We start from the raw sequence: 24,681 nt of genomic DNA, 5'->3' as shown, positions 1-24,681 counted from the left end.
GTTAAAGCTAAAGCTGCTTTATGTTTTACTGTTTAAATATGAAGTGCTTAGCAGAGCTGTATTAAATAAAGCCACTAATCGACAAAATTTTCCCATTTACCGTTTTTCAACAGCATTTGTCGATCGGCCATCGCTGCCAAGTTTCTGTCATGGGTCACCATTAGCAACGCTGTCTGCATCGTATCTTGTAGCTCAGCCAACAATGCAAAAATACTTTGTGCATTGTCATAATCAAGGTTACCGGTTGGCTCATCGGCCAATACCAAGGAAGGCTTGGTCACCAGAGCTCGGGCAATAGCAACACGTTGACGCTCACCACCAGACAGCTCGCCAGGGCGATGTTCTAAACGATGACCCAGACCAACACGCTCTAACAAAGATACAGCTTCATCACGTGCTTGCTTAATAGGCACACTATTACGCAGCAGCAGTGGCATCGCCACGTTTTCAATGGCAGTGAATTCTGGCAATAGATGGTGAAACTGATAAATAAAGCCCAAATGCTGGTTACGCATATTACCGCGCTCGGTCTCATCCATTTGGTTTAAGCATTCACCATGCAACCAAACTTCACCAGATGTAGGCACATCAAGCCCGCCGAGTAAGTGCAGCAAGGTACTTTTACCAGAACCACTGGTACCGACAATGGCAATACGCTCGCCGGCACGAACCGTCAAATCAAGACCGGTTAATACTTGGGTGCGGATACTGCCTTCATCGTAGATTTTATTAATATTTTTGGCGACTAAAATTTCTGACATACTGTTTTTCTCAATATATTTCTTATGATGTATTTACTCATAGCGTAGGGTTTGTGCTGGCTGAATTCTGGCCGCACGACGCGCTGGGTAAATGGTTGCCAAAAAGGTTAACAAGAACGACGTACTGGTAATCACAAGCACATCCATCCAGCGTAACTCTGTGGGCAGATAATTGATGAAGTAAGCATCAAATAGATGTAGATTAAAGGCTTGGTTGACCCAGCCTAACAAGTCACCGACGGTCAATGCCAGTGCCACACCCAAGATTGTGCCAGCTACCGTACCGATAACACCGATTACCAAACCTTGTACCATAAACACTTGCATAATCAGCTTCGGTGAGGCACCAAAGGTTTTTAAGATAGCAATGTCTGCTTTTTTATCGGTCACAAGCATTACTAAGCTTGAAACAATGTTAAACGCAGCCACGATAATAATTAGGAACAATAGCAATCCAACCATCGCCTTTTCCATCTGAATGGCGCCGAATAAATTGCCATGGGTACGCGTCCAGTCATTAGGATAAAGCAGTTCAGGCTCAATACTCGCTGCACGCTGCGCAACTTGGGGTGCTAAGAATATGTTATCCAACTTCATACGGATACCCTGCGCACCATTGGGTAAGCGTAGTAAGGTCGCGGCATCACCCATTGGGATGAAGGCAACCAAGTTATCGACCTCACGGCTGATGTTATACACCCCGGTTAAGGTAAAGCGCTTAAAGCGAGGAATCACCCCAGCTGGCGACGGTGAGGCTTCTGGCAACACTAAAGTCACCTTGTCACCGACTTGTAGCCCCATGGCTTCAACCATGCTTTGACCCAGCACGATACCAAACTCACCATCTTTGAGCGTATCAATACTGCCCTCGACCATGTGTTCATTAATAATGGATACATTTTTTTCATACTCAGGCTCGATACCGGTCACCATAATACCGGCAACTTGACCATTAGAGGTCAGCATCCCCTGAAGCTCAATGAAAGGCGCCACCGCGACCACTTCTGGGTCTTGCGAGATTTTATCAGCCAGTCCCTGCCACTCCGGGATAATCTCACCAGAACTGACACTGGCTTGTGGCACCATCCCTAAAATGCGTGACTTGAGCTCACGGTCGAAGCCATTCATCACAGACAGCACGGTAATAAGCACGGCCACCCCTAAGGTCAGGCCGACCATGGAGATCAATGAGATTAATGAAATAAAACGGTTACTGCGCTCTGCGCGCGTATAACGTAATCCTAAAAATAAGGCTAACGGTCGAAACATAATTTAGGCTCTTAACCTATCTGTGCATTCGCAATTTGATTTGATTCGGGGATATCAACAGCATTTGAATACAGTGATGACAGCTTTCAATACCATCCTATAAACACTATCCTATTAATACTGAGCCGGTCATCCAAATACGACAAAATTGCTAGTTCACGATAAGCTGAATATTAAAATAAAATGAACACAACTATAATTAATTTATAAAGGGCCATAGTTTGACACAAACCAACCTATTTTGGCTATGCTAGATTGGTGCAACTGACAGTTTGACATGCACAAGTGACATAAAAAATGCGCTTAATTAGCCTTAACTGACTGCTGAATTCAAGATAGCCGCAGCTTAGATCTTGTATTCAGCCAACTTGCCCCTATTAATTAAGTAGGGTAAGTATAGTAGCAAACTCTGGCTGCTATTTATTATTTTATATTATTTTTATAATTTTATTTATCTGATGGCTTTCAAGAAATTAGCCATATCGCCATTTTTTAAGCCAACCATTACAAAAGTACAGACACTATGAGCACTCAAGTTTATAAATACGGTCCAAATAAAAACGCACGTCCTACTACCATCGCCCTAACTAACGAACAAACCGCAGGTCATGGTGATCACTGGCGTATCCTAACTGAGCATATCGAAGAGGATGTACCTAACTGGCTAAAAAACTCTATCGACGATGCTACTATTGCTGCCGGTCTTCATCCTGCATTAAGCAAAGAGCATCTAAAGAATTTGCTACTGTCTTGTAATGAGATGTGCCATATCAACCAAGTATTGGCACTTAAAGACGGAAAGCCTCAGCATTTCATTAATGCCTTCCCTTGCGTTAACAGCCCTTATGGCTTGAGTTGCAAAATCGATCGTATTATTGCCAATGACAATACCCAAGATGCGGTACTGCGCTTAATCAGCGAAGATGGTAGCGTTATCTATGCTTTTGATCAGATGTACACTGTGAACCGTGACTTATACCGTCAAGGCCAATCTTATTTTGTTAACTTCGGTGCTTGGGCTTACTCTATTAAGCTAAGTGATCAAGACGAAGTGATTCGTGTTGAAGACCCAGAAGCCATTCGCTATCATCGCGCTTACAATGATATCGTTGCCAAGAACAATGGCGTTATCCCCACTGACTTAGATCAACAAATTGAACAATGGCAGCCAACCAGCGATGAGGCGTTAGAGCCAATTGAGATCAATCTTGGCAATATGTGTGCTTATTTATTCGGCGAAACCTTAGGTCAAGAAGATGAGGCTTGGTGTCAAGGTCAAGTGCTTGGCAAACAGCAGCAGACCCTGTATGGCCGTGAGCTAACTGTATTTGATGTGGCTATTTTACGTGAGCCTGACGCTGATCCTTTCGTAGTGCGTATGGCAACGCCTACCAATGAAGACACGCGTCAAATTATTGTCAATGACTACATTCAAGCCAATATTTGGCTACAAGCGGCCATTTATTACGAAAACCAAACCGATGACTAATCGTATCTAGCCTGCAATGAGGCCACTTATTTTTAGGGTAAATTTATAATAGTGTTTGATAACCGTTAATTGCTTAGACTATTTTAGTTTTATCTTATGTGCTAATTATGATTACCCCAAAAAGCTCCTTTTTATAAAGGGAGCTTTTTTTATGCTGATTGATCTATTATTTAGCCGATAAACGCCTTAGTTTTGCAAAAATAGTTGACTTTTTTGCAAAAATCACAAATCCACTGTTTACAAAGGCTGTAACTTCAAGGTAGTATTAATAAACTTCTTATAAATGAAAGAAGTAAACTAGCTAAGTTTGCTGTTTTCATATCAGTGTGTCTATGAACGTCTCTAACGTAAATCAAACACGTCCCTCCGCTGCTCATACTCATGTGCTGGCGATTTCTCATGCGTCTATTCAAAGCTCTCCTGCATCTGTTAAAAACAGAAAAAACAGCATACATTCAGCATCTACATTGCAGCCGACACTACACTGTCCAGCAGATATTTTTCTAAAGCCAAAAAACATCAAAAGCATGACCACCGATAAGGTCATTAAAATGATGAGTGCTGACAAATTAACGCTACACTCAGCACCCACAACGCAGAGCGCTGAGCTGACTAATCCCTCTCAAGCTAAAGCAGCAGTGTTAAACAACCGTTCTAACAAAGCAGCCATCAATAACAGTATAGAGTCTGAATCTAGCAAAACTAAAAGTGTGAACGCCAAAACCTCTAACTACCCTATCAACTTAAAAACAACTACCAGCTCACACTCAAATACTGATGCCGCTGCTAACTTCTCTACTCCTATGTCTTCCAATGACAGCCCGCTTATCACCAACAATTCAGTTTTCACTGACTCAGCATCAAATTCTGAATCAAAGTCACTATTTAACATAGATCTGACTAACATCGATTTCACCGCCATTAGTTTCTTTATCAGCGGTATATTGCTTATGATTTATTTTTTCCATTTGGCATAAAAAAACGCCTGCAATGCTGCAAGCGTTGTTGTCTTATTTGATCTACTATAATATTTTAAACAGTTAAGTTAAGTTAAGTTAAGTTAAACTTAGCGTTAAACGATTAACCCTGCTCAGTCATCTCATAAATCTTTTTGAATAACTCTTTTTGTTCTGGGCTTGGCTTAGATGTTTGTAATGCCATAACCTGACTCATATCCCCTTCGATACGAATCTTACCTGACATAAAGGCATTCATGGCTTCATTCATGTCACCTTTTAAAGCAACCTGCTTTAATGTCGCTTCATCAATCTTGATAGTTGTATCCGCATCGGTCTCACCTTGTTTTAATACACCATTGGCCAAGTAAGCATTAACATCGCCATTGGCTGTATCTGAAACATTCAAGTTTAGTTTCATGTTTGCCAGCGCTGGCGGTAAGTTTAATTCACCGGCTTCTTGAGTCAAACGATCTACTTCAGCAAACCACTCATCTGATAAAAAAATTGCCATATAATTGTCTTCCTGTTGTGATGAAAAATAAAATATTAACCCAGTGCTACAAAAAAAATAGAGTTGTTGTCAAAATACAGTTAAAATACAGCCGTCGTAATCAATGCATCTGAAACATTTTATAACACTAAGATACATAATACGTGGATTAATCTGGCTAAGCACTGTGTTTCAATTGTACTGTATTTCAATTAAGGCACTGTTTTATTATACTTAGGCAGTAAAGCGCCGTTTCTTTTAAGTAGGCGCGCAACGTTAAAAACCACTGGCTGGTTATGATGATTCAAAAAAAGACTGAAACCAGTCATTCATTAAAATCAGTTTTTTGATAACTAACGGCAGCGCTATGCGTAGATTGTAGCAAAAAAAATGCCCTGTACAGTGAGTTTTTGACTTAATGAGTCATTTTTATTATGACGATGCCAATTTTATGGCTATCTAAGCACGACAACATAGAAACCACTTTATGTCACTTAATACTTAAGTTAACCTATAAAGCGTTATCCATAATGTTTTTACGGATTTTTTTTACTTTTGACTGTTTCGTCAGATGATATTTTGTATCCTATGCGTTACAATAGCTTTATATTTAGATAACATCAGGTATTAAAGCCAAACAATTGATAGGCATCTTGCAAGTTTTTGCCCTATCATGAGTGAGCCATTATTAACTTCATTCGTTGTTTATTTCCGAGACAAGGTTGGTTTGTTCCATTGCCTTACTTCTAAGAATTAAGTTTTTTTCGGCTCTTTTTTGGTTTAAACCTCCGATACTTAAGGCTGTAAAGGAAATATTCCAATGAGTATAAATAACACAGCAGTCTCTCCAGTTGATCGTGATTATGAAATCACTATTGTGAGATTTTTCACAGTCATGGCGATCATCTGGGGGATTATAGGCATGGGTCTTGGGGTGTTCATCGCCTCACAACTGGCTTGGCCTGCCCTAAACTTTGATATTCCATGGCTTACATTTAGCCGTTTAAGACCGCTTCATACCAACGCGGTGATTTTTGCGTTTGGTGGATCTGCACTATTCGCAACATCGTATTACATCGTACAGCGTACTTGTAAGACACGATTATTTGCACCATACCTAGCTTGGTTTACCTTCTGGGGTTGGCAAGCAGTTATCGTTGCTGCGGTCATTACCTTACCTTTAGGTATTACCACATCAAAAGAATATGCTGAACTTGAATGGCCAATCGATTTATTGATTGCGGTTGTTTGGGTATCTTATGCGATTGTATTCTTTGGTACGTTGATCAAGCGTAAGACCTCGCACATTTACGTTGCTAACTGGTTCTTCGCAGCATTCATCATTACCATTGCTCTACTACACATCGTAAACAGCTTAGCCATTCCTGTTGGACTATTTAAGTCTTACTCATTGTTTGGCGGTGCTACTGATGCCATGGTTCAGTGGTGGTATGGTCACAACGCGGTTGGTTTTTACTTAACGGCAGCCTTCTTAGGTATGATGTACTACTTCGTACCAGTACAGATTGGTCGTCCAATTTACTCATACCGCTTGTCAATCGTTCACTTCTGGGCACTGATTGCCTCTTATATGTGGGCTGGCGGACACCATCTTCACTACTCTGCACTACCTGACTGGACTCAGTCTTTAGCAATGGTATTCTCTGTAATCCTATTCGCACCTTCATGGGGTGGTATGATTAACGGTGTACTAACGCTTTCTGGTAGCTGGGATAAACTACGTACTGACCCTATCATTCGTTTCTTGATCGTTGCGTTATCATTCTATGCAATGTCAACTTTCGAAGGTCCAATGATGTCTATTAAGACAGTTAACGCGTTGTCTCACAACACTGACTGGACTGTTGGTCACGTACACTCAGGCGCCTTAGGTTGGGTTGGTTTGATTACTATGGGTTCATTATATGTATTGATCCCACGTATCTATAACAAGCCAAAAATGTATTCGATTAGCTTAATTAATACCCACTTCTGGCTAGCTACTGCTGGTACTATTTTCTACATCGTTTCTATGTGGATCTCAGGTATTGGCCAGGGCATGATGTGGCGTCAAACGAATCCAGATGGCACGCTTGCGTATAACTTCATTGAAACCGTAACCTTCTCGCATTATCCATATATTGGTCGTGCATTCGGCGGGTTATTATATGTTAGCGGTATGTTTGTTATGGCTTATAACGCTTATAAGACCATTAAAATGCCAAGCATTCGTTCAGTTGACGAAGCAGAAGCAGATCCAACAAATCATCGTCCTGTCGTCGAAGATGACGAAGACACTCAGCCTGTTAACGTATAAACCAGCAATCGCTTAAGGAGATATCATGGCAGGTACAGCTCATGAAATAATTGAAAAAAACACAGGCTTGCTGGTCATCTTTATTGTGATTGCAATTAGCTTTGCAACGCTAGTAGAGATTGTTCCATTGATTTTTGATACCAAGCCTGGAGAGGAAGGTGGTGTTAACCAACCTCTTCCGACTATGGAACCATGGACGCCACTTGAATTTGAAGGACGTGATATTTATATCCGTGAAGGCTGTCATGTGTGCCACACACAGATGATTCGTCCACTACGTGCAGAAGTTGAACGTTATGGACCTTACTCACGTGCTGCTGAGTCAACTTGGGATCACCCATTCCTATGGGGTTCAAAACGTACTGGTCCTGACTTAGCCCGTGTGGGTGGTCGCTACTCTGATGACTGGCAGAAAAAACACTTAATCGAGCCACGTTCATTAGTACCAGAATCTGTTATGCCTGGTTTCCCATGGTTAGCAGAACGTGAAGTAGACGGCAGCAAGGTTCAAGCAAAAATGCGCTTATTCCGTGATCGCTTCGGTCTTCCTTATACCGAAGAAGATATTGAAGGCGCACCTGACCAAGTATTAGGCGCAACAGAGCTTGACGCCCTAGTTGCCTACCTACAACAGCTTGGTACAGCGATGGAGGGTCAACGCTAATGAGTATCAGCGACCTTCAAATTTTTGCAACTGTGGCAGCTTTTGTTGCCTTCATTAGCATTGCATGGTGGGCGTATTCCCCTAAAAACAAGAAGCGCTTTGAAGAAGATGCACAGCTTGCGTTGGATGACGATCTAATTAGATCGTCAACACCTCAATCACGCAATAAGGATAAAAGATGAGTATATTTTGGAGTTCATGGATCACCATCTTAACTCTAGCCTGCTGGTTAGGTATTCTTGGTGTGCTGCTTTTTGTACTACGTAACAAGCCAGACCTTGCAGAAGATGGTACCACTGGTCACACCTATGACGATGTGATCCAGGAATATGACAAACCATTACCAAAATGGTGGTTGGTAATTTTCTTCGGTACGTTAGTATGGGGTATCCTTTATTTCATCCTATTCCCTGCACTAGCACCGCATGGCTTTAATGGTCTTTCAACCGTTGAAGTTGATGGTAAAACAGTACCTTGGAGCTCAGAAAACGAGCTATATAGTGATCTTGAGAAGAACAATAACGTGTTTATTGAAAACTTCCAGACCAACTTATTACCGAATGCTGAAGCCAATAAAAAGTTAGCAACTTTAGCCAGCTTACAAGCTAAAGAGCCTGTTAAGTCTCAACGCTCTAGTGATTTAAACAAAGAAATCACTACGCAAGTGGAAGCACTAGCCCCTTACATTAAAGAGCTTTCTAATAACCCAGAAGCATTAATGGTTGGTGAGCGTTTATTCTTACAGAACTGTGCGCTATGTCACGGTTCAACTGCACAAGGTGCCCCTGGCTATCCTAACCTAACTGATAATGACTGGTTACACGGTGGTGACCCTGAGAATATCTTGGTAACCATCCAAAACGGTCGTCACGTAAACCTTGACCCAACTCAACCATTACCAATGCCTGCACAGCGTGATGACATTGGTGAGCAAGGTGTACGTGCTGCAGCTGAATACATACTTTCAATCTCTAAGAACCAAGAAGAGACTGAAGTAGACTCAGCTTTAGCGTCTGAAGGTAAAGCCATCTTTGATGAAAAATGCTTTATCTGTCACGGTACTGATGCTAAAGGTATGGTTGAAACCGGTGCGCCTAACCTAACCGATGGTATTTGGTTATTCGGTGGCGATCGTGCAACGATTCAAGAAACCATTCGTAATGGCCGTGGTGGTGTGATGCCTGAGTGGGAAACTAAGCTAGGTAATGAGCGTATTATGCTTCTAGCTTCTTATGTTTACTCTCTATCAAACAATGCGGTTGTCGAAAGCAACGCTGTCCAAGCACAGTAAGCAAGCGATCCAAAACCATAAAATAAAAAGGGCTGTTGATACAGCCCTTTTTTTGTACTTAAGTTATGTACTTAAAATGATGAGATTAAAGGTGTCATTGACATAAGTCCTGACAGATAAGTCTAATCCTTTTTAGCCGAAACTTGTAAACAATGTTAAAATAGATGTTTACTACTGGGCGGTACAACTTGCAGCAATATGCTTGCTGTACTTTTTTTGCCAGCATAATGATTCTATACACATTAGAGGTACATTTATGTCAGCCCCCTCCCCTAATAAAATTCCAGTCCATGAGGTAGATGCAACCAAAAAACGCATTCATCCTAGATTTACAGATGGTTTTTATCAGCGCATACGTTTGTTCAGTATGTACTTTTTGCTGTTTTTATTTTTAGTACTGCCCTGGATTAGGTACGATGGTCGTCAAGCAATTTGGTTTGATGTACCTAGCCAACATTACTACATATTTGGCCTGACCTTATTCCCACAAGACTTTTTCTTTGTCGCGTCATTCTTTATTATTGCTGCCTTCACCTTATTTATGGTCACCGTCTATGCGGGCCGAGTATGGTGTGGTTATGCCTGTCCTCAAACCATTTGGACTCACTTATTCCAGCACGTAGAAAAGTGGGTTATCGGTGATAGAAACAAACGCATCAAGTTCGATAAACAGCCGGTGACTGCCAGTAAGGTTGCAAAAAAAGCGCTGATTTATTTCATCTGGGCGCTGATGGCCATATTGACGGCAACGACATTTGTGAGCTATGTGGCCGGTACTGAATTGATGTATACCAGCTGGCAAAGTATTGGCGGTATTATTCCTTTCCCCGATTGGCCAAGTTGGGTTTGGGTATCGATGTTTATCTTTACCTTTGCCACTTACGCCAACGCTGCCTACATGCGTGAATTCATGTGTATTCACATTTGTCCATATGGCCGTTTCCAAAGTGTGATGTTCGATAAAGACACCTTGATTGTATCTTATGACTACAACCGTGGTGAGCCACGTGGACCTCGTAAAAAAGGCACCAATCCTGACCATCTGGGTGACTGTATTCAGTGCTCAATGTGTGTTCAAGTTTGTCCAACCGGTATCGATATTCGTGACGGATTACAAGTGGAGTGTATTCAGTGTGCCGCTTGTTTAGACGCCTGTAATGAGATTATGGATAAAGTGGGCTACCCACGCGGCTTGATTCGTTATACCACTGAGCGTCAATTGGTTGAAAATGAACAGAGTCGTTACTTACGACCTCGTTTGGCTGCTTACGTACTCATTTTGACAGTGCTTATCGGTGTTGTCGCTTATGCCCTATTTGATCGTGTGCCTTTACAGATCGATGTTCGTGGTGACCGTAACCAGTTGTCATCGACCAACGCAGAGGGTCAAGTGGTCAACAGCTACATTATCAAGATCACCAACAAAACTCAGCAACGTCAGGAGTATAAACTGTCTATTAGTGCTGCCGAAGGCTTGAGCTTACGTACACGTATGGAGACGTTACCGTTAGCTGCCGGTCAGAGCTATGACTTGCCTGTTAGCGTGGTTGGCGATCCTAAAGTGGTTGGTAAGGGTGAAATTCCTGTGACCTTTAATGTAGATAGTGTCGATGGCACTTATCACGCATCAAGATCTAACGTGTTTAACTCTAACTAGACCGATAACCGGTTAGTAGACGATATCCGCAACGTGACTGGCTAAAATAGCGTAGAATCGTTGCGGTAACATCAAGCCAGTTTATCGCCAAGTTTTATGATAAAACTTAGGAATAAACTGGCCATTATTTTTGCTTTTTTATATTTGCATAATTTAAGGTATGTCATGAAAAAAACGACATCAGCCAAAAAATTTAGCCACCAAGACTCACAACCTTGGTATAAAAACTACATGGTGATGATCTTTGTGATCGGCCTACCTTTGTTTGTGGTGGTTGCCTGTATTTGGTTTGTGTTCTATTCAGTTCAAATTAAAGACACCGTGGTACGAGATGACTGGTATATGGATGGCAAAACCTTATATCAAGATGTGTCACGTGACAAATTAGCCCATGACTTAGGCTTAAGCGGTGATATGACCTTTGCCAAAGATGGAAAGGTGACCTTCACCCTCAATTACCCAAAAGACAGTCTTGAGGCTGGGAAGCTACATAATGGCATGCCTGTTAAATATCCAGAGCAGCTGAGCCTATCCATCTCACATGCCACTGATATCAAAAAAGATAGAGATGCCACTTTAACGCATAACAGCGGCAATCAATATACGGCGAAGATTGAGCTGGATCCGTTAGAATCAAAATATTATGTTGAAGTCAGTAATGACGGTGAGGCAAACTGGCGACTAAAAGAAACTGCGCAACTGCCACAAGATGAGATTCGATTACAGCCACTACACTTGTTTGATGAAGACAATAAAAGTGCCGCTGCAGCCGAAGATAAAGCCAATACTCAAACACGTCATCATTAATGAATGATTGTTAGGCATTTATCGTTTTTAAAGCTTTATCATTCAAAGTCAGATAAATACGATAAAGCTTTATTTCGTTAATAAAAAATAGAAGTCATAAAAAAGAAGAGCAATGCTCTTCTTTTTTTTGCTTTAAATTTATAAATCAAAACAAAATATACTCAATAAGCTAATCAATTAGTCAATAATCGGATTAATGGTCGGAATTTTGTTCACTGACTTGCTTGCTGCATTTTTCTGAGCTCCGTTTTGCTTATTAGTACCATCAAAGGGTTGAATCTCAGGATTGGTTGGCAGACCAATGTCTGATAACTCATCTTGACCGCCCACTTGAATATTATGACCCTCAAAGGCGCGTTCACTGTCATCACGATCTAGATGCAAGCTTTCAAAATCAAATAGCTCTCTATCAGCCAGCTGTGACGGTGCCACATTCTGCATGGCTTTAAAGATAGACGCCAAACGCTGAGGATGCGCATCATCCCACTCACGCAGCATATCTTCTACCATCGCACGTTGTAGATTTTCCTGACTGCCACACAGGTTGCACGGAATAATTGGAAACTCTTTATAACGTGCATACTTAATGATGTCTTTTTCTTCCACATAAGCCAGCGGACGAATCAAGATATTTTGCTTATCATCACTAAGCAGCTTCGGCGGCATCGCTTTAAGCGACCCACCATGGAATAAGTTTAAGAAGAAAGTCGCTAAGATATCGTCGCGGTGATGACCCAATGCAATTTTAGTCGCCCCAATCTGCTTAGCAAATCCATACAATGAACCACGGCGCAAACGAGAACAGGCTGAGCAATAGGTTTTACCCTCTGGTACTACGCTTTTCACCACGCTATAGGTATCTTTTTCTAGAATATAATGCGGTATGCCCTGCTGTTGTAGATAATTTGGCAGTACTTCTTCAGGATAGCCCGGCTGCTTCTGATCTAAATTGACAGCAACCACATCGAAGTTAATCGGTGCAATACGCTTTAAAAATAGCAAGATATCAAGCAAGGTATAACTGTCCTTACCGCCAGAGACACACACCATAATCACGTCGCCATCTTCAATCATATTGAAGTCTTTAATGGCATGTGATACTTGCTTACGCAGCTTCTTTTGTAGCTTTTTGAAGCGGCTAGATTTAACGCCTTTGTGCTCAATAGTATCTTCAGACGCTTCTGATTCAAGCGCCTCATCTGTGGTATCAGGTGCGTCATTATTTAACACATTCGGCTGAACAGATGGTGTCGAGCCAGTGTTAAAGGCTGCTGGGTCAAAGGTCTGTGGGTCTGAGAAATTAGTTTGCATAATAATCGCTGTCACCTGTCTGGATTTAGGCAGTGATTATATCAAATTTGATATTTCTAAGCTTGTTTGATTGGTTTAGATTGCGTGTTTGGCTTAAATTACGCAGGTATAATGAATAAAACTCATGCTATAAATGAAATGCTATTTGATGGAAAAATCTACAGGCCGAATATGTGCGTCGAGGTAAATTTTTAATAAGTGTAAGTGAAAGTATAAAAATGTAGTTGCTGGAAGAAAGTTCAATAAAAATGAAAGCCCTTGCGAGTCAATAAAAAACCTCTTATCCATTAGTTAAATAAATCCTAACTTGCCTTCATCATAGAACCGATCGAACTATTCGAACCTGAGATTATCGTATGCATTGCCACTACAATAGATTAAACGTTGAAAATGTCAAAGCATGGTAAATTAGTACCTCATCCGGATTAAATAAAAACCAAAACAGTTGCTAACATGCAAACAACAACAATAAACTTATCTTAAAAAAGAAAGCTTTAGCTTATATTGCATAGCTACAGGTACTTAATAACAAGCTGAATAAACTCCAATATATTGAAAACAACTAACCTTACTGCCACATCATAAATACTAGATTAATTATGTAAAAGAATCCAAGCACTAAGTTGTATTCCAAGCAATAGATTCACTGTTAAAGAATCAGATGCTATTATCAACGTATGACACAATGTCCATCTTTTAATTATTATTATAAGGTTATCGAATTAGTATGACTGCAATATCAGCACCTTGAAGTAAGTAAATCAGCATCAATACATTAATCTATAATTAACACCCTTCAGTTAATATTAGCTAACCTCTACAAGCTAAAAACTTATACAATAAAGCTCACAAAATATGAATTTAAAATGAGTATTCATGAAGAATAATAAAATCCGTTTTAAATTAACCTAATATATGTAGAAGACCTTACTATTGAAAGACATTTTATATAACTAAAAAACAAGTACATCCACTCATCTATCTGCCACAAATGAACGCAGTCTAGTGCACTAAAGTAAAAGTTTGTTATTTCTAATAATTATTTGTTCATTACAGATATAATGAGCGTTTACTCTTCCCTAATTAGCTCAATAATTTGTCTTTACCGTCAGCAAGGAACCTGAGTATATGAGCACTCCAGATCCCTACTCAAAACAAGAAAACAGTACCGTGCCTACCAAAAAAACCAATACTTTTAAAAAATGGCTGCCTGCCATCATTCTGGCAATTGCTATTCATATCTTAATCATAACCTTACTCATCATTAATAACCACAGAAAGTCGGCTGAAGAGGCTGAGCAAGCTCCGGCTGTCAATGAGACCCCTTCTTTAACTGAAGAGCCTGAAGTGCTTCTGACACTAACTGAAGAGGAGTCAGAGGAAGAAGACGCTGAAGGTGAAGAGGATGAGGAAGATACAGACAAGGAAGGCGAAGAGGAGAATGACGAGGATAAAGAGTCAGACAACGATGATGACGAAAAAGATAAAAAAGACGATAAGCAAACATCGAAAGAGAACGATAATAATAACGCATCAAACGCTAACAACAGAGGCCAATCGGCAACCAATAACAGTGGCAGCGCACAAAACAGCTATCAGCCCAATACTGCCCCGCCAGCCTATACGCCGCCTCAACCAGAAATCAATCCAAATGAGAGGGTGCTGTTACCCAGAGACGTGCCTGATGCACAGGCAACACGCTTAGCGCAGCAGCATGGGTTTAGTGAGACCGCTCAATCGGCTCAACAGCTTAGTGACCAATTAAGTGATGCGATTAATGAAGTAAAAGAACAAAAGCTACGCCAAATTGCTGAAGAGCAAGGCAAGAATACCGCTGACTTTATTAATACAATGAAGCCAAAGGCACAGTCTGCAGAGGCTGCTTCACCTCAAGCTGAAACACCAGCCGAACCAAAATCTAATACAGCAGCTAATGATCAAGCTGAGTCAGAAGCGCCTTAGGGCCTTAGGAACTAGCAACTATAAGGTCAATATTAGATAACTGATAACTGACAGTCCTACTTAAAAACCAATATAAATAAAAAAACCGATGTCCAAAAAAGACATCGGTTTTTTATTGATTCAGTAATAATATTGCTTAATAGTCATCGTGTTTGCTAGTAATAACAGTACGATAAGTGAGACATTAATTAAGGACGACCGGGATGAGTTTCAGCAGCTCCTTGCTGCTCAATACTGGTATTCACCTGCTCTAATCGCTCTACCGTACCCACATCAACCCACTGTGCTTGCAGGACGTCTGCCGTGACTTTACGGTTGCTCATTGCCTGCTTTAATAACGGCGCTAAAGCGGCAACTTCACCTTGTGCAACTTCGGCCACTAAGCTTGGCGCGATGACACTAATACCGGCAAAGGTAAACTTAGTTAGTTGGGTTGACTGAGTTTGCTCAAGCGCTTCAGATGCTTTAGGTTCGAAAGTAGCGTACCCCCTATCAAGACCAAAATCACCTTCAGGATTGTGCGCTGGGTTATCAATCAACAACAGATGCGCCTGCTGATCAGGTTGCAACTGATGCTGGGTCAATGTAGCTAAGTCGATATCACTCCACACATCACCATTAATCAAAATAAACGGCGCCTGCTTTAACTTCTCTGTTGCTAATGCTTGCGCAATCCCACCAGCCGTTTCTAGGGGCTCATCCTCAACAGACCAATAAATATTAACCCCATAATCTGAGCCATCACCGATAGCAGCAATCAGTTTGTCGGATAACCAAGAACTATTAATAGTAATGTCTGTGATACCAGCCGCCTTTAGGGCTTTGATATGCCACACGATTAATGGCTGACCACCGACAGCAACCAGCGGCTTTGGCGTGGTTAAAGTCAGAGGACGTAAACGTGTGCCTTTACCTGCGGCCAAGATCATGGCTTGGGTAATGCGCGGCGTATTATCGTTTTGATTGATGCTATCGTTTTGAGTGACACTATTGTCGGCTGCTTGAGTGTGTTGCATATCTGCTATTACCCTATTTGAGGTTAACCTGATTGTCGTGCTCGTGATTTTATCCCAGTGTCGCCTTTAAGCAAAGGCAGTTGCAAACTTAGGCTCAAGTCGCTGCAACCACTGTTGAACTGGCACAACCAAAGCTTGAACTTGGGGATTAGCCTGCTCTGATAACTGCTGCACCTCAACCAACACATCGCGCCATACTTTAGGAATATCTGCTAAGTAACGTGTTTTACCATCACGCTGCGCCAATCTAATAAAGATACCCAGTACTTTAAGGTGACGCTGTAAGCCGATTAAATTCACCTGTGTGACAAACTCACTCAACGCCTCAGGTGTCGCTAAGCCCTGCTGACGTCTTTGCTGCCAATAATACTCAATCCAACTGGCTACCTGCTCTTCACTCCAGTCGACATAGGCATCACGCACTAAGGATACCAAGTCATAAGCGTAGCTACCGATTAAGGCATCTTGAAAGTCAATCACTCCCAAACGCTCATTATGGTACTGATCTAGCATCAAGTTACGGCTGTGATAGTCTCTGTGAACCACCACTTGCGGATGCTGTAATAACAATTCAATAAGACCATCACAGAACTGCTGCCATAGCTGCTGATCCTCTTCTGTGAGCGGCGCATCTATATAAGGTAGGAACCACTCGCTAAATAAGTTCATCTCGCGTTGTAAAGTGTCTGCATCATAGTCAGCGACCGCATATTGATCTTTTGCAGTAGTGACTGATAACGACTGCAGCTCAATTAAACAGTCAATCGCCCACTGATATAACTCATCAATACGGCCTGAATCTTGCTTCACCTTGGCATCTGCTAATAAATGAGCGAATTCAACACTACCAAAGTCTTGTAGCACCAAAAAGCCTTGCTCTAAATCTTTGGCTAATAAAGTCGGTACATTAATATGAGACGCCATCATCTCATCAATACGCACAAAACTTTCAATAGACTCAAGCTGCGGCGGTGCATCCATCACAATATAGCTAGGATCAAATTCAGCGCCCTGTTTAACGTTTTCTAAGATAACGCGGTGATAACGACGGAAGCTGGCATCACCTGGCAGGCTTTCAATACGCAGCTGATGATTTGGAAAGGCTGATTCAATAAAAGCCGTCAATTGCTCAAAGCGCTCAGGAGTGTGATAGCTTTCGATATCTATCGCTTGAATTGGATTAGCATTGGCTGCTGAATTAGGGCTAGAATTTTTATTGATATTTGTCATAATTAGGATGCTTATGGGTTAAATTTACAGTAATCAGAGAGTAATGACTTAAAAGGGTTTCGGCATAGTGTAGCTGATTTGCTATTTTTTGACTATGATAACTGTTTATACTGCTCAGCATCTTATAGCGCTAAATGTCAAAAAATCAGCTCAATACCCATCGAATTAAACCTATGCAAATATATATGGTTACTATCTGCTGTCAAGACTATATAATATAGCCAATATGGATTATGCTAGCAGTCATTTTAATTGCTGATGCGTATGTCACCCAATAAGCAGTGGTAACAATATATAGATAAACATCCACAGCTCTGATTTTTTTGCTAAAATTAGCCAGTTATGTGACTGCCAACTTGTGTGACTGCTAAGCAGTTTGCGCTACAATCGGATGGCAATAGTCGCTCATCAAGGCTAAAGTATATTTTTTCAATCACATTTAAAAAGGTAATCTTTTGCTGTACTCGCAACTCTACCGCAGTATTTTGCGTGCTTGCCGTGAATTTTCATGTCATCCGCAAACCACAACCCGCATCGCCATCAGCTTACCCCTGCTGATTAGCGTGCCGAGTGCTTATGGCGCTATTATCAGCCCACAAGCTGAACTGTCGCCTCAGACAGGGCCTACTGCTGACCTAAATATGTCACAAGCTAAGGTAGAGCAGCAAGCCGATCCAGCCAATCCAATCAATACTGATGCTAAAGATGCTGAAAATCTAGATACGAAAAATATAAATACAAAAGATACAGATACTACGCCCATCACTGCTCAATTAAAAGACGCAGCAGGTAATGATGTAATAAAGGGCCAATCCCCTAAGACGACACTAACTGATCATTCAACAGTTACTTATCGCCGCTTAAACCATACCCAATCTAGCACAGCAAATACCATTAATGAGCAAGCGTTAGCCACGCAAGTAGAGTTAGCAGAAGAAACGGCTGCTTTAGACGATCTGTCATACTTAAATAACTTGCCTTTATATGCACAAAATAACGCTGGACCACAGCAAGCACACTCTGATTCAACGCCAAAAGTCGCAGCAAAAAACGCCTCGCAAATCAAAACAGAAGAAGACGCGCTGCAAGCGGTTGGCTTTGACAGCCAAAATCGTACAAACTCTGACCAAACAGATTTAAATACCAGCAACACTACCTCAGCCAAACAAACAACGGCTGTGACTAACGTGCCTGCCAGTCCTGAAGATGAATACATCATCATCAGCCCTGATATAGATGCTACTGTACTTAATAATCAGTCATCAAATGCGACCGGTGCGAATACCGGTGTTGATGATATCGATGTTAATAATGAATCGACTGCTAACACGACAGCAGAAAATGCTAATAACGCATTTGAAAATGCGCGTGATAATCAGCGTGACGAAGCTCACAACTTATCTGACAGCTTTGAGCGTGATAGCGTCAAACAAAGCTTACAACGCTTGTCGCAGTTTTATCAAAAGCAATCTTCTGAGCTGCGTGAGCGCTTAGGGATAGAAGATGGCGTTACTCAAACCGCCAGTGGTGCCAGAGTGATTGAAGCTGAGACCATGGCGCCTGTCATCAAGCCCAAAATCTTAAATTATCTACCTGATGCCTCAGCCGCTTATCGCTGTGAAGGCGTGTGGGTTACCCCAAACAATGCCAGTGCTGATGCCAACTACAAACAAGCGGTGCAACGCGCACAGCAGCAAGATGGCCTATCATTAACCAATGGTTTACCCCTACACGCTCAAGCAGATTATGCCTATTATGACAACGCCAACTACGTTGAGCTGTCGGGTAATGTTGAAGTGATGCAAGACGGCAAGTTGGTCACTGCTGATAACTTAGCATTGGATCTTGAAAGTGGGATTGCAGGTGCTAAAGGCGGCGTATTATTGGCAGACTCTGGTAACTCAAATGACAACCGTCAACCAACCGATCTTGAAAGCGCTGCCACCAATAACTGGGTAAAAAGACAAAGTAACTCAGGCTTGATCGCCGTTGCTGACGAGCTTGCTTATAATACCAATAGTAGCGCAGCGACTGCTCACGATGTCGCTTTTGCCAGTGTGCCGATGCAAGCACATGGTTACGCTAAGCTGATGAATAAGCCTGATGACACCCATTATGAGCTTGAGCAAGTGATGTTCTCAACGTGTCCGCCAGCCAATCGTAAGTGGCACATTGAAGCAAAAAATATTGATATCGATACCGATAAAGGCCGTGGCGAGGCTTACAACGCCACATTCCGCTTAGGCAATGTGCCTGTGCTATATCTGCCCTACTTCAACTTCCCAGTTGATGACCGTCGTAGCAGTGGTCTGTTAACCCCAAGCGTGCGTGTTGACAGTGACAGCGGCTTGAGATTAAGCGTGCCTTACTATCTCAACTTAGCGCCAAATTATGACGCGACCTTAACTACCGATATCTATACCAATAGAAATCCGATGCTGACTGGTGAGTTACGCTATTTAACCGAAAATTTTGGTGAAGGCTCACTGACCTCTGCTTATATGCCGGATGACAAAGAATATAACCGTGAAGACCGATCGGCGGTGTTTTATCGTCATAACTGGGCCTCAAAAAGCATCCCTAACCTAAGTGCAGATGCGGTATTCAGTTATGTGTCAGATCCAAACTATTTAAGTGACTTTGATGACTATGGCTTAGCGGAAAACAGACTAAACCTACCCAGACGTGCCCGTGTCAATTATTATGATGATTATATTGACGCACAATTAAAAGTTGAGACCTTCCAAAGTCTTAAAGCACTGGATGTGAATGGTAATCCAGTAACTGATAAAGATAAGCCTTATTCACGCTTGCCTCAGTTGTCGGTTAACTATCGTTTGCCACAATTAAATAACGTACTAGATAACTTTGTTATCACCGGCACCCATGACTCTGCTTACTTCAAAAAATCGATTAATGATGGGTCAGAAAACGAAAAAAGTGGGGTACGCCTATATAACCAAGTTAATGCCAGCTATCCAATAGAAAAAACTTGGGGTTATGTGACGCCAACTGCTAGCTTGCATCATCTTTACACTGCTTATGATGAAGAAAGCCGCATCGATAACAACATCTCAAAAGATGACAACTCGCAGTCAGTGTTTGTACCAAGATTTACTTTAGAGTCTGGATTAAACTTTTATCAGGCCGGTTCACCTTTTGGTATCTTTGATAACACCATGGGCGGCTATCAGCTATTAACGCCTCAGTTAAAATACAGCTATTCTCCTTATAAAGATCAAAGTCGTCTGCCTAACTTTGATACCCGTATAGCGTCACTGGACTATGACCAGTTATTTGAGGACAGCTGGTATCTGGGCTATGACCGTATCTCAGATAATAACAACTTGGCTGTCGGCCTAAACTATCGTTATATTGATGCGATGGGTATTACCCGCTTTGATGGTAGCATTGGTGATCAGTTCTTCTTAAGCAAACCAAAAGTGACCTTAGAAGAAGGCGATCGCACCTTTGAATCAAGCTCAACCGGTGTGGCATGGCGTTCTAGTGTTCAGCCTTATCGCAACTTATGGTTTGACTTTAACGGCGCACTAGACTCTGATAACAACTTAAACTATATCTCGAGCCAAGTTCGCTATCGCCCAAGCCCACACAGTCAATTTAACTTCGGGGTTGTCGAGCGTAAAGAAGACAGATTAACCAGTCAATCGAAGCTGTCTGCGTTAACTGCATCAGCAATTGTGCCTATTACCAATAACTGGCGCTTTATGGGACAAACCCAATGGGACAGTGATAACAATCGCTTTATCGACTCAACTGTTGGCGTTGATTATGAAGACTGCTGTTACGGATTTTCAATCTATGGTCGCAGTTATTATAATGACTTAAACTTTGAGGAAAAACCAACCCGCGCTATCATGGCTGAGTTTAGAATTAATGGCTTTGGTGATAGAAGAGGTCGTTTAAGCAAGCACTTAGACAGAAAAATCATGGGCTTTGAGCCGATTGATGACAGATGGAGAAGCAACTCTCAGTATTCAAAATAATGGATGCTGACTTGCTAGTACCTCGTTAATTAGCCAATCATGCTTATTATTAGTCTAGTTGGCTAATTACTAAAAAACTAACATTAGATATCTGTTATTAAGAGTGAGTCATTATACTTATTAGTAACCGATTATATTGATAACTCATTTTTAAACTTTAATATTCGAATTCAGAACTTATACTTAATACCCATACTCAAGCTAAAACAGGCTACCTATGACCGCATTACACACTAACAATGACATCCAGCATATGACAGCTGTTAATACAAATACCAACAAGCAAGGCTTGCGTTTTTTTGCGCCAAACACCCTAGCTAAAGCACTCGCTTCAGCACTATTACTGACTGTGATGAGTAACGCAGCACAAGCAGCAGATGATCAAGCAAACAATCAGGCTGATAACCAAGTAAGCAGTCAAACCACTGAGCAAAGTGCTACCGCAGAGGCGGCAACTATTGATATGCAGGCTGACTCTGTACCGAGCAATCAGCCTATTTCAGTGCTAGAAAGTAGTAATGGTATTGTGGCCATCGCCAATGATACGCCTATCTTAAAAAGCCAACTGTTATCTGCCATGGCTACGGCGCAAGCACGTATTCAAGCCAGTGGTCAGCCTATGCCAAACCAACAACGCTTACAGAATGAAGTGTTGAATAACCTGATTTTACGTCAGCTACAGTTGGATATGGTTAAACGTGCCGGCATCCGCGCTGATGCCGATGTGGTTGACCAAAGCCTGGCCAATATTGCACAATCACAAGGCATGAGCTCATTGGCTGAACTGCAGCAAAATCTTGACGCCCGTCGCCCTGGCAGTTATGCCGCTCTACGTGCCCAAGTCGCAGAAGAAGAAGCGCTTAAAATCTTGCAGCAGCGTCAAGTGTCTAACCGAGTACGTATTACAGAACAAGATATTGATGCCTTTTTAGCATCGCCAGAAGCTAAGCGCTTACAAACGGCAGAGTATCGTACCATTCATATCCGTATTCCATTTAGCGATGACTTTAGTCGCATCTCTGATAGCGAAAAACAAAAAGCGATACAGATTGCAGAGCAGACTCAGGCACTACTAAGCACCACAGACGATGTAGATGCTGTATTAGAGCAGTTGTCTAATGGCATTGCCAAAGATTACGCTACCCCAATTCAAGGCGGTGACATGGGCTACCATCAGGCATCAGGTCTACCTACTGATATCGCCAACCAAATCACACAGTTGGATACCGGTGACATTACCAAACCTCAGGTCACTCCAGCCGGTATTGACGTGGTCAAATTGGTTGATATTCGTAATGTCGACAACATGATTGTGCCTCAGTGGAAAGTTCGCCATATCTTAATTAAGAATGATGAGATCAATAACGAAGCGCTTGCCGAGCAACAAATCAACGACCTATATGAACAATTACGTCGTGATGCTGATTTTGTATCATTAGCTGCCACTTACTCAGATGATCCAGGTTCAGCAGGTCGTGGCGGTAGCTTAGACTGGGTTGCTAAAGGTCAAATGGTACCGGAGTTTGAGCAAGTGATGCTTAAAACCCCCGTTGGCGACTTCTCAATACCGTTTAAATCTCAATTTGGCTGGCACATCTTAAAGGTTGAAGACACCCGTGAAAAAGATGTGAGCGACACTGTTAAACGCAATCTTGCTCAAGAAGCCTTATTCCAGCGCTTAGCGCCTCAGGCTCAAGAAGACTGGTTGCAAGAGCTACGTGCCAATGCGTTCGTACAGGTTTTTGATTAGTATCAGTCTTTGACCCTGATTTAGTTTCGGTCTTTAACTTTATAGTCGTACAATAATAACCATGCAATAAAAAACACCCTATTATCAAATAGGGTGTTTTTTATCGGTCAAATAAATCAGTATTTAGATATACAGTATTTGTATTTAACTGCTATCTGCTTATAGACCTAATACCGCTCTTGGATCAATTGGCGTACCATTTTCACGAACTTGGAACTGTAGCGCCACTTGATTGGTTTGACCAGTGCTACCCATAGTCGCAATGCGCTGACCGGTTCTCACTTGATCACCCTCTTTGACTAATAGCTCATTATTGTGCGCATATACCGTAATATAAGTGGCATCGTGACGAATCATAATCAGGTTACCATATTCAGGCAGACCATCACCGGCATACAGCACTTGGCCTTCTTTACTGGCTAATACTGGGTCACCTAAGTTACCACTGAACCACATGCTCATCTCATTTGCCGCAGCGTTAAAGTTTTTGATCACTTGGTTGCCGCTTGGATAGCCATAGCCTTTAGTGGCGCTAACAGTGGTGTTATAAGTTGGCGTATTATTAGCAGGCGACGTCGCTGTGACTGGCGGCCTATTTGGCTGAGTCTGCGCTTGCGTTGGACGCTGATTGCCGCGTTGTGGCGTCGTGGTTGGGCGATTATTGTTATTGGCATAAGCAGGTGAACCATTTCGACCTTGCCATAATTGTAACCACTGACCAGCATAAATGGTGTACTTACTGTCTAAGTGGTTAAGCGCACCCAGTTGACGATAGTTAAGTCCATAACGAGCAGCAATCTGACTGACCGTATCGCCTGACTTCACTTGATAATAGTTTGGCACACCTCTTGAGTCTACCAAGATAGTAGGTCCACTTGATTGATAAGTCGGCTTGGTTGCACAACCGGTTAATAATAACACCCCACTTAGAGCGGCAAACGTAACCCCTTTCAACACGCTTTTACGCGCAAGGCCCTCACTGCTTACCATAACTTTGCTGCTATTCTGACAGCCTTGATCCGTCGTTTTTGTACTGCTGATATAAGCTGTGTTAGGCATGTATGCATCCCTCCTTCATGATGTTATCAAAGCAATTAAAAAATAAGTGCAACTATCAATCTAAATAGCTGCATAAATACAAGGCGCCAAACGCAAAAACACTCATCATAAAGTATATTCACTGGAGTAAAACAAGGTTTTTAACCCTGCTCATACATGCGCTGACTATAAAAAAGCCTAGTTATTATAAAGGATACAATACTAGACGCAAACCGGTGCCCCTGTCTAGGGTTAATCTAACTTTGTGTGTTTATTTAGCAACACTATCTAGTCTATTAACGGTTATAAATATAAAAGTCATCCCCTATTTGTAAAAAAACGCTATAATAACGCCACAATGATAGACTAATTTAAATAATATTTCACAATAAACTATGGTCTGACAATAAAGCAGATGATAAGCTAAAGGCTATATAATTAAAGGGCTATAGAGAAATATACTGCATATTCAAATCCTATTTATTAAGCGCATATTGCAGGTTTAGCAATATGGGTTACGCATTAAAAAACTTAAGTCACAGTTGATAAACATCTGAGCAATTAATTCATGTGATAATGTAGTTATGCCAAATGCATCTATAGTTACTCGATTCACTCTATAGCAATATAGATACTCAGGGATTTGATTAAGATAAGAAGTTG

18 protein-coding genes are annotated in these 24,681 nt (G+C 41.7%); 11 read left to right on the top strand and 7 right to left on the bottom strand.

The features are described 5' to 3' along the window. Positions 1-74: 74 nt before the first annotated feature. Together lolD and A6J60_RS11485 are read right to left on the bottom strand one after the other, a co-directional pair. The gene (gene lolD, locus A6J60_RS11490) at positions 75-761 is read right to left on the bottom strand and encodes a lipoprotein-releasing ABC transporter ATP-binding protein LolD (RefSeq protein WP_096066117.1); all 687 of its coding nucleotides are present in this window, start codon (positions 759-761) and stop codon (positions 75-77) included. A gap of 33 nt (positions 762-794) precedes the next feature. Next, positions 795-2,030, bottom strand: a complete 1,236-nt coding sequence (locus A6J60_RS11485; RefSeq protein WP_096066116.1) for a lipoprotein-releasing ABC transporter permease subunit — start codon at positions 2,028-2,030, stop codon at positions 795-797. A 523-nt stretch (positions 2,031-2,553) separates the two neighbouring features. Between A6J60_RS11485 and A6J60_RS11480 the strand changes: the two genes are divergently transcribed. Next, complete coding sequence (locus A6J60_RS11480; protein WP_096066115.1) at positions 2,554-3,519, top strand: hypothetical protein; 966 nt, start codon at positions 2,554-2,556, stop codon at positions 3,517-3,519. A gap of 332 nt (positions 3,520-3,851) precedes the next feature. Beyond that, positions 3,852-4,496, top strand: a complete 645-nt coding sequence (locus A6J60_RS11475) for a hypothetical protein (RefSeq protein ID WP_096066114.1) — start codon at positions 3,852-3,854, stop codon at positions 4,494-4,496. Between the two features lie 103 nt (positions 4,497-4,599). On the opposite strand, the gene A6J60_RS11470 is transcribed toward A6J60_RS11475, so the two are convergent. Continuing rightward, positions 4,600-4,989: an SCP2 sterol-binding domain-containing protein gene (locus tag A6J60_RS11470; protein WP_096066113.1), complete on the bottom strand. Its 390-nt coding sequence runs from the start codon at positions 4,987-4,989 to the stop codon at positions 4,600-4,602. A gap of 799 nt (positions 4,990-5,788) precedes the next feature. Here A6J60_RS11470 and ccoN point away from each other — a divergent pair. The 6 genes from ccoN (at position 5,789) to A6J60_RS11440 (ending at position 11,704) form a co-directional block, all read left to right on the top strand. Beyond that, entirely contained in the window at positions 5,789-7,285 is a 1,497-nt protein-coding gene (gene ccoN / locus A6J60_RS11465; RefSeq protein ID WP_096066112.1) for a cytochrome-c oxidase, cbb3-type subunit I, read from the top strand. Positions 7,286-7,310: 25 nt separating this feature from the next. Further along, positions 7,311-7,949, top strand: a complete 639-nt coding sequence (gene ccoO, locus A6J60_RS11460; RefSeq protein WP_096066111.1) for a cytochrome-c oxidase, cbb3-type subunit II — start codon at positions 7,311-7,313, stop codon at positions 7,947-7,949. Beyond that, positions 7,949-8,131 (top strand): cbb3-type cytochrome oxidase subunit 3, encoded by a 183-nt coding sequence (locus A6J60_RS11455; RefSeq protein WP_096066110.1) that lies wholly within the window; start codon positions 7,949-7,951, stop codon positions 8,129-8,131. Before ccoO ends, A6J60_RS11455 begins: the two co-directional genes overlap by 1 nt. After that, positions 8,128-9,240 (top strand): cytochrome-c oxidase, cbb3-type subunit III, encoded by a 1,113-nt coding sequence (gene ccoP, locus A6J60_RS11450; RefSeq protein ID WP_096066109.1) that lies wholly within the window; start codon positions 8,128-8,130, stop codon positions 9,238-9,240. The genes A6J60_RS11455 and ccoP overlap by 4 nt, the downstream gene beginning before the upstream one ends. A 256-nt stretch (positions 9,241-9,496) precedes the next feature. Then, a complete protein-coding gene (ccoG, locus tag A6J60_RS11445) occupies positions 9,497-10,897 on the top strand; it encodes a cytochrome c oxidase accessory protein CcoG (RefSeq protein WP_096066108.1) in 1,401 nt (466 codons plus the stop codon). 165 nt (positions 10,898-11,062) lie between these two features. Beyond that, complete coding sequence (locus tag A6J60_RS11440; protein WP_096066107.1) at positions 11,063-11,704, top strand: FixH family protein; 642 nt, start codon at positions 11,063-11,065, stop codon at positions 11,702-11,704. A gap of 177 nt (positions 11,705-11,881) precedes the next feature. Here the strand turns inward: A6J60_RS11440 and ttcA are convergent, their stop codons facing one another. Further along, the gene (ttcA, locus tag A6J60_RS11435) at positions 11,882-13,021 is read right to left on the bottom strand and encodes a tRNA 2-thiocytidine(32) synthetase TtcA (protein ID WP_413772386.1); all 1,140 of its coding nucleotides are present in this window, start codon (positions 13,019-13,021) and stop codon (positions 11,882-11,884) included. 1,122 nt (positions 13,022-14,143) lie between these two features. On the opposite strand from ttcA, the gene A6J60_RS13405 reads away from it, so the two are divergent. Further along, positions 14,144-14,977 carry a hypothetical protein gene (locus A6J60_RS13405; protein WP_096066105.1) on the top strand — a complete coding sequence of 278 codons (834 nt, stop codon included), beginning with the start codon at positions 14,144-14,146 and terminating at the stop codon, positions 14,975-14,977. Positions 14,978-15,165: 188 nt separating this feature from the next. Here the strand turns inward: A6J60_RS13405 and murU are convergent, their stop codons facing one another. Then, on the bottom strand, positions 15,166-15,906 hold the full coding sequence (gene murU, locus A6J60_RS11425; RefSeq protein WP_227526199.1) for an N-acetylmuramate alpha-1-phosphate uridylyltransferase MurU: 741 nt from the start codon (positions 15,904-15,906) through the stop codon (positions 15,166-15,168). Positions 15,907-16,059: 153 nt separating this feature from the next. Beyond that, a complete protein-coding gene (locus tag A6J60_RS11420; protein ID WP_096066103.1) occupies positions 16,060-17,223 on the bottom strand; it encodes an aminoglycoside phosphotransferase family protein in 1,164 nt (387 codons plus the stop codon). Between the two features lie 455 nt (positions 17,224-17,678). Between A6J60_RS11420 and lptD the strand changes: the two genes are divergently transcribed. Beyond that, positions 17,679-21,230, top strand: a complete 3,552-nt coding sequence (lptD, locus tag A6J60_RS11415) for an LPS assembly protein LptD (protein WP_096066102.1) — start codon at positions 17,679-17,681, stop codon at positions 21,228-21,230. Positions 21,231-21,447: 217 nt separating this feature from the next. After that, positions 21,448-22,980 carry a peptidylprolyl isomerase gene (locus tag A6J60_RS11410; RefSeq protein ID WP_227526138.1) on the top strand — a complete coding sequence of 511 codons (1,533 nt, stop codon included), beginning with the start codon at positions 21,448-21,450 and terminating at the stop codon, positions 22,978-22,980. 159 nt (positions 22,981-23,139) lie between these two features. Here the strand turns inward: A6J60_RS11410 and A6J60_RS11405 are convergent, their stop codons facing one another. After that, complete coding sequence (locus A6J60_RS11405; RefSeq protein WP_096066101.1) at positions 23,140-24,039, bottom strand: peptidoglycan DD-metalloendopeptidase family protein; 900 nt, start codon at positions 24,037-24,039, stop codon at positions 23,140-23,142. Positions 24,040-24,681 lie beyond the last annotated feature (642 nt).

The organism is Psychrobacter sp. FDAARGOS_221 (genome assembly GCF_002313155.2).
Classification (GTDB): Bacteria; Pseudomonadota; Gammaproteobacteria; order Pseudomonadales; family Moraxellaceae; genus Psychrobacter.
Note: the sequence above shows the minus strand (reverse complement) of the source record. Positions and strands in the feature narration are given on the sequence as shown.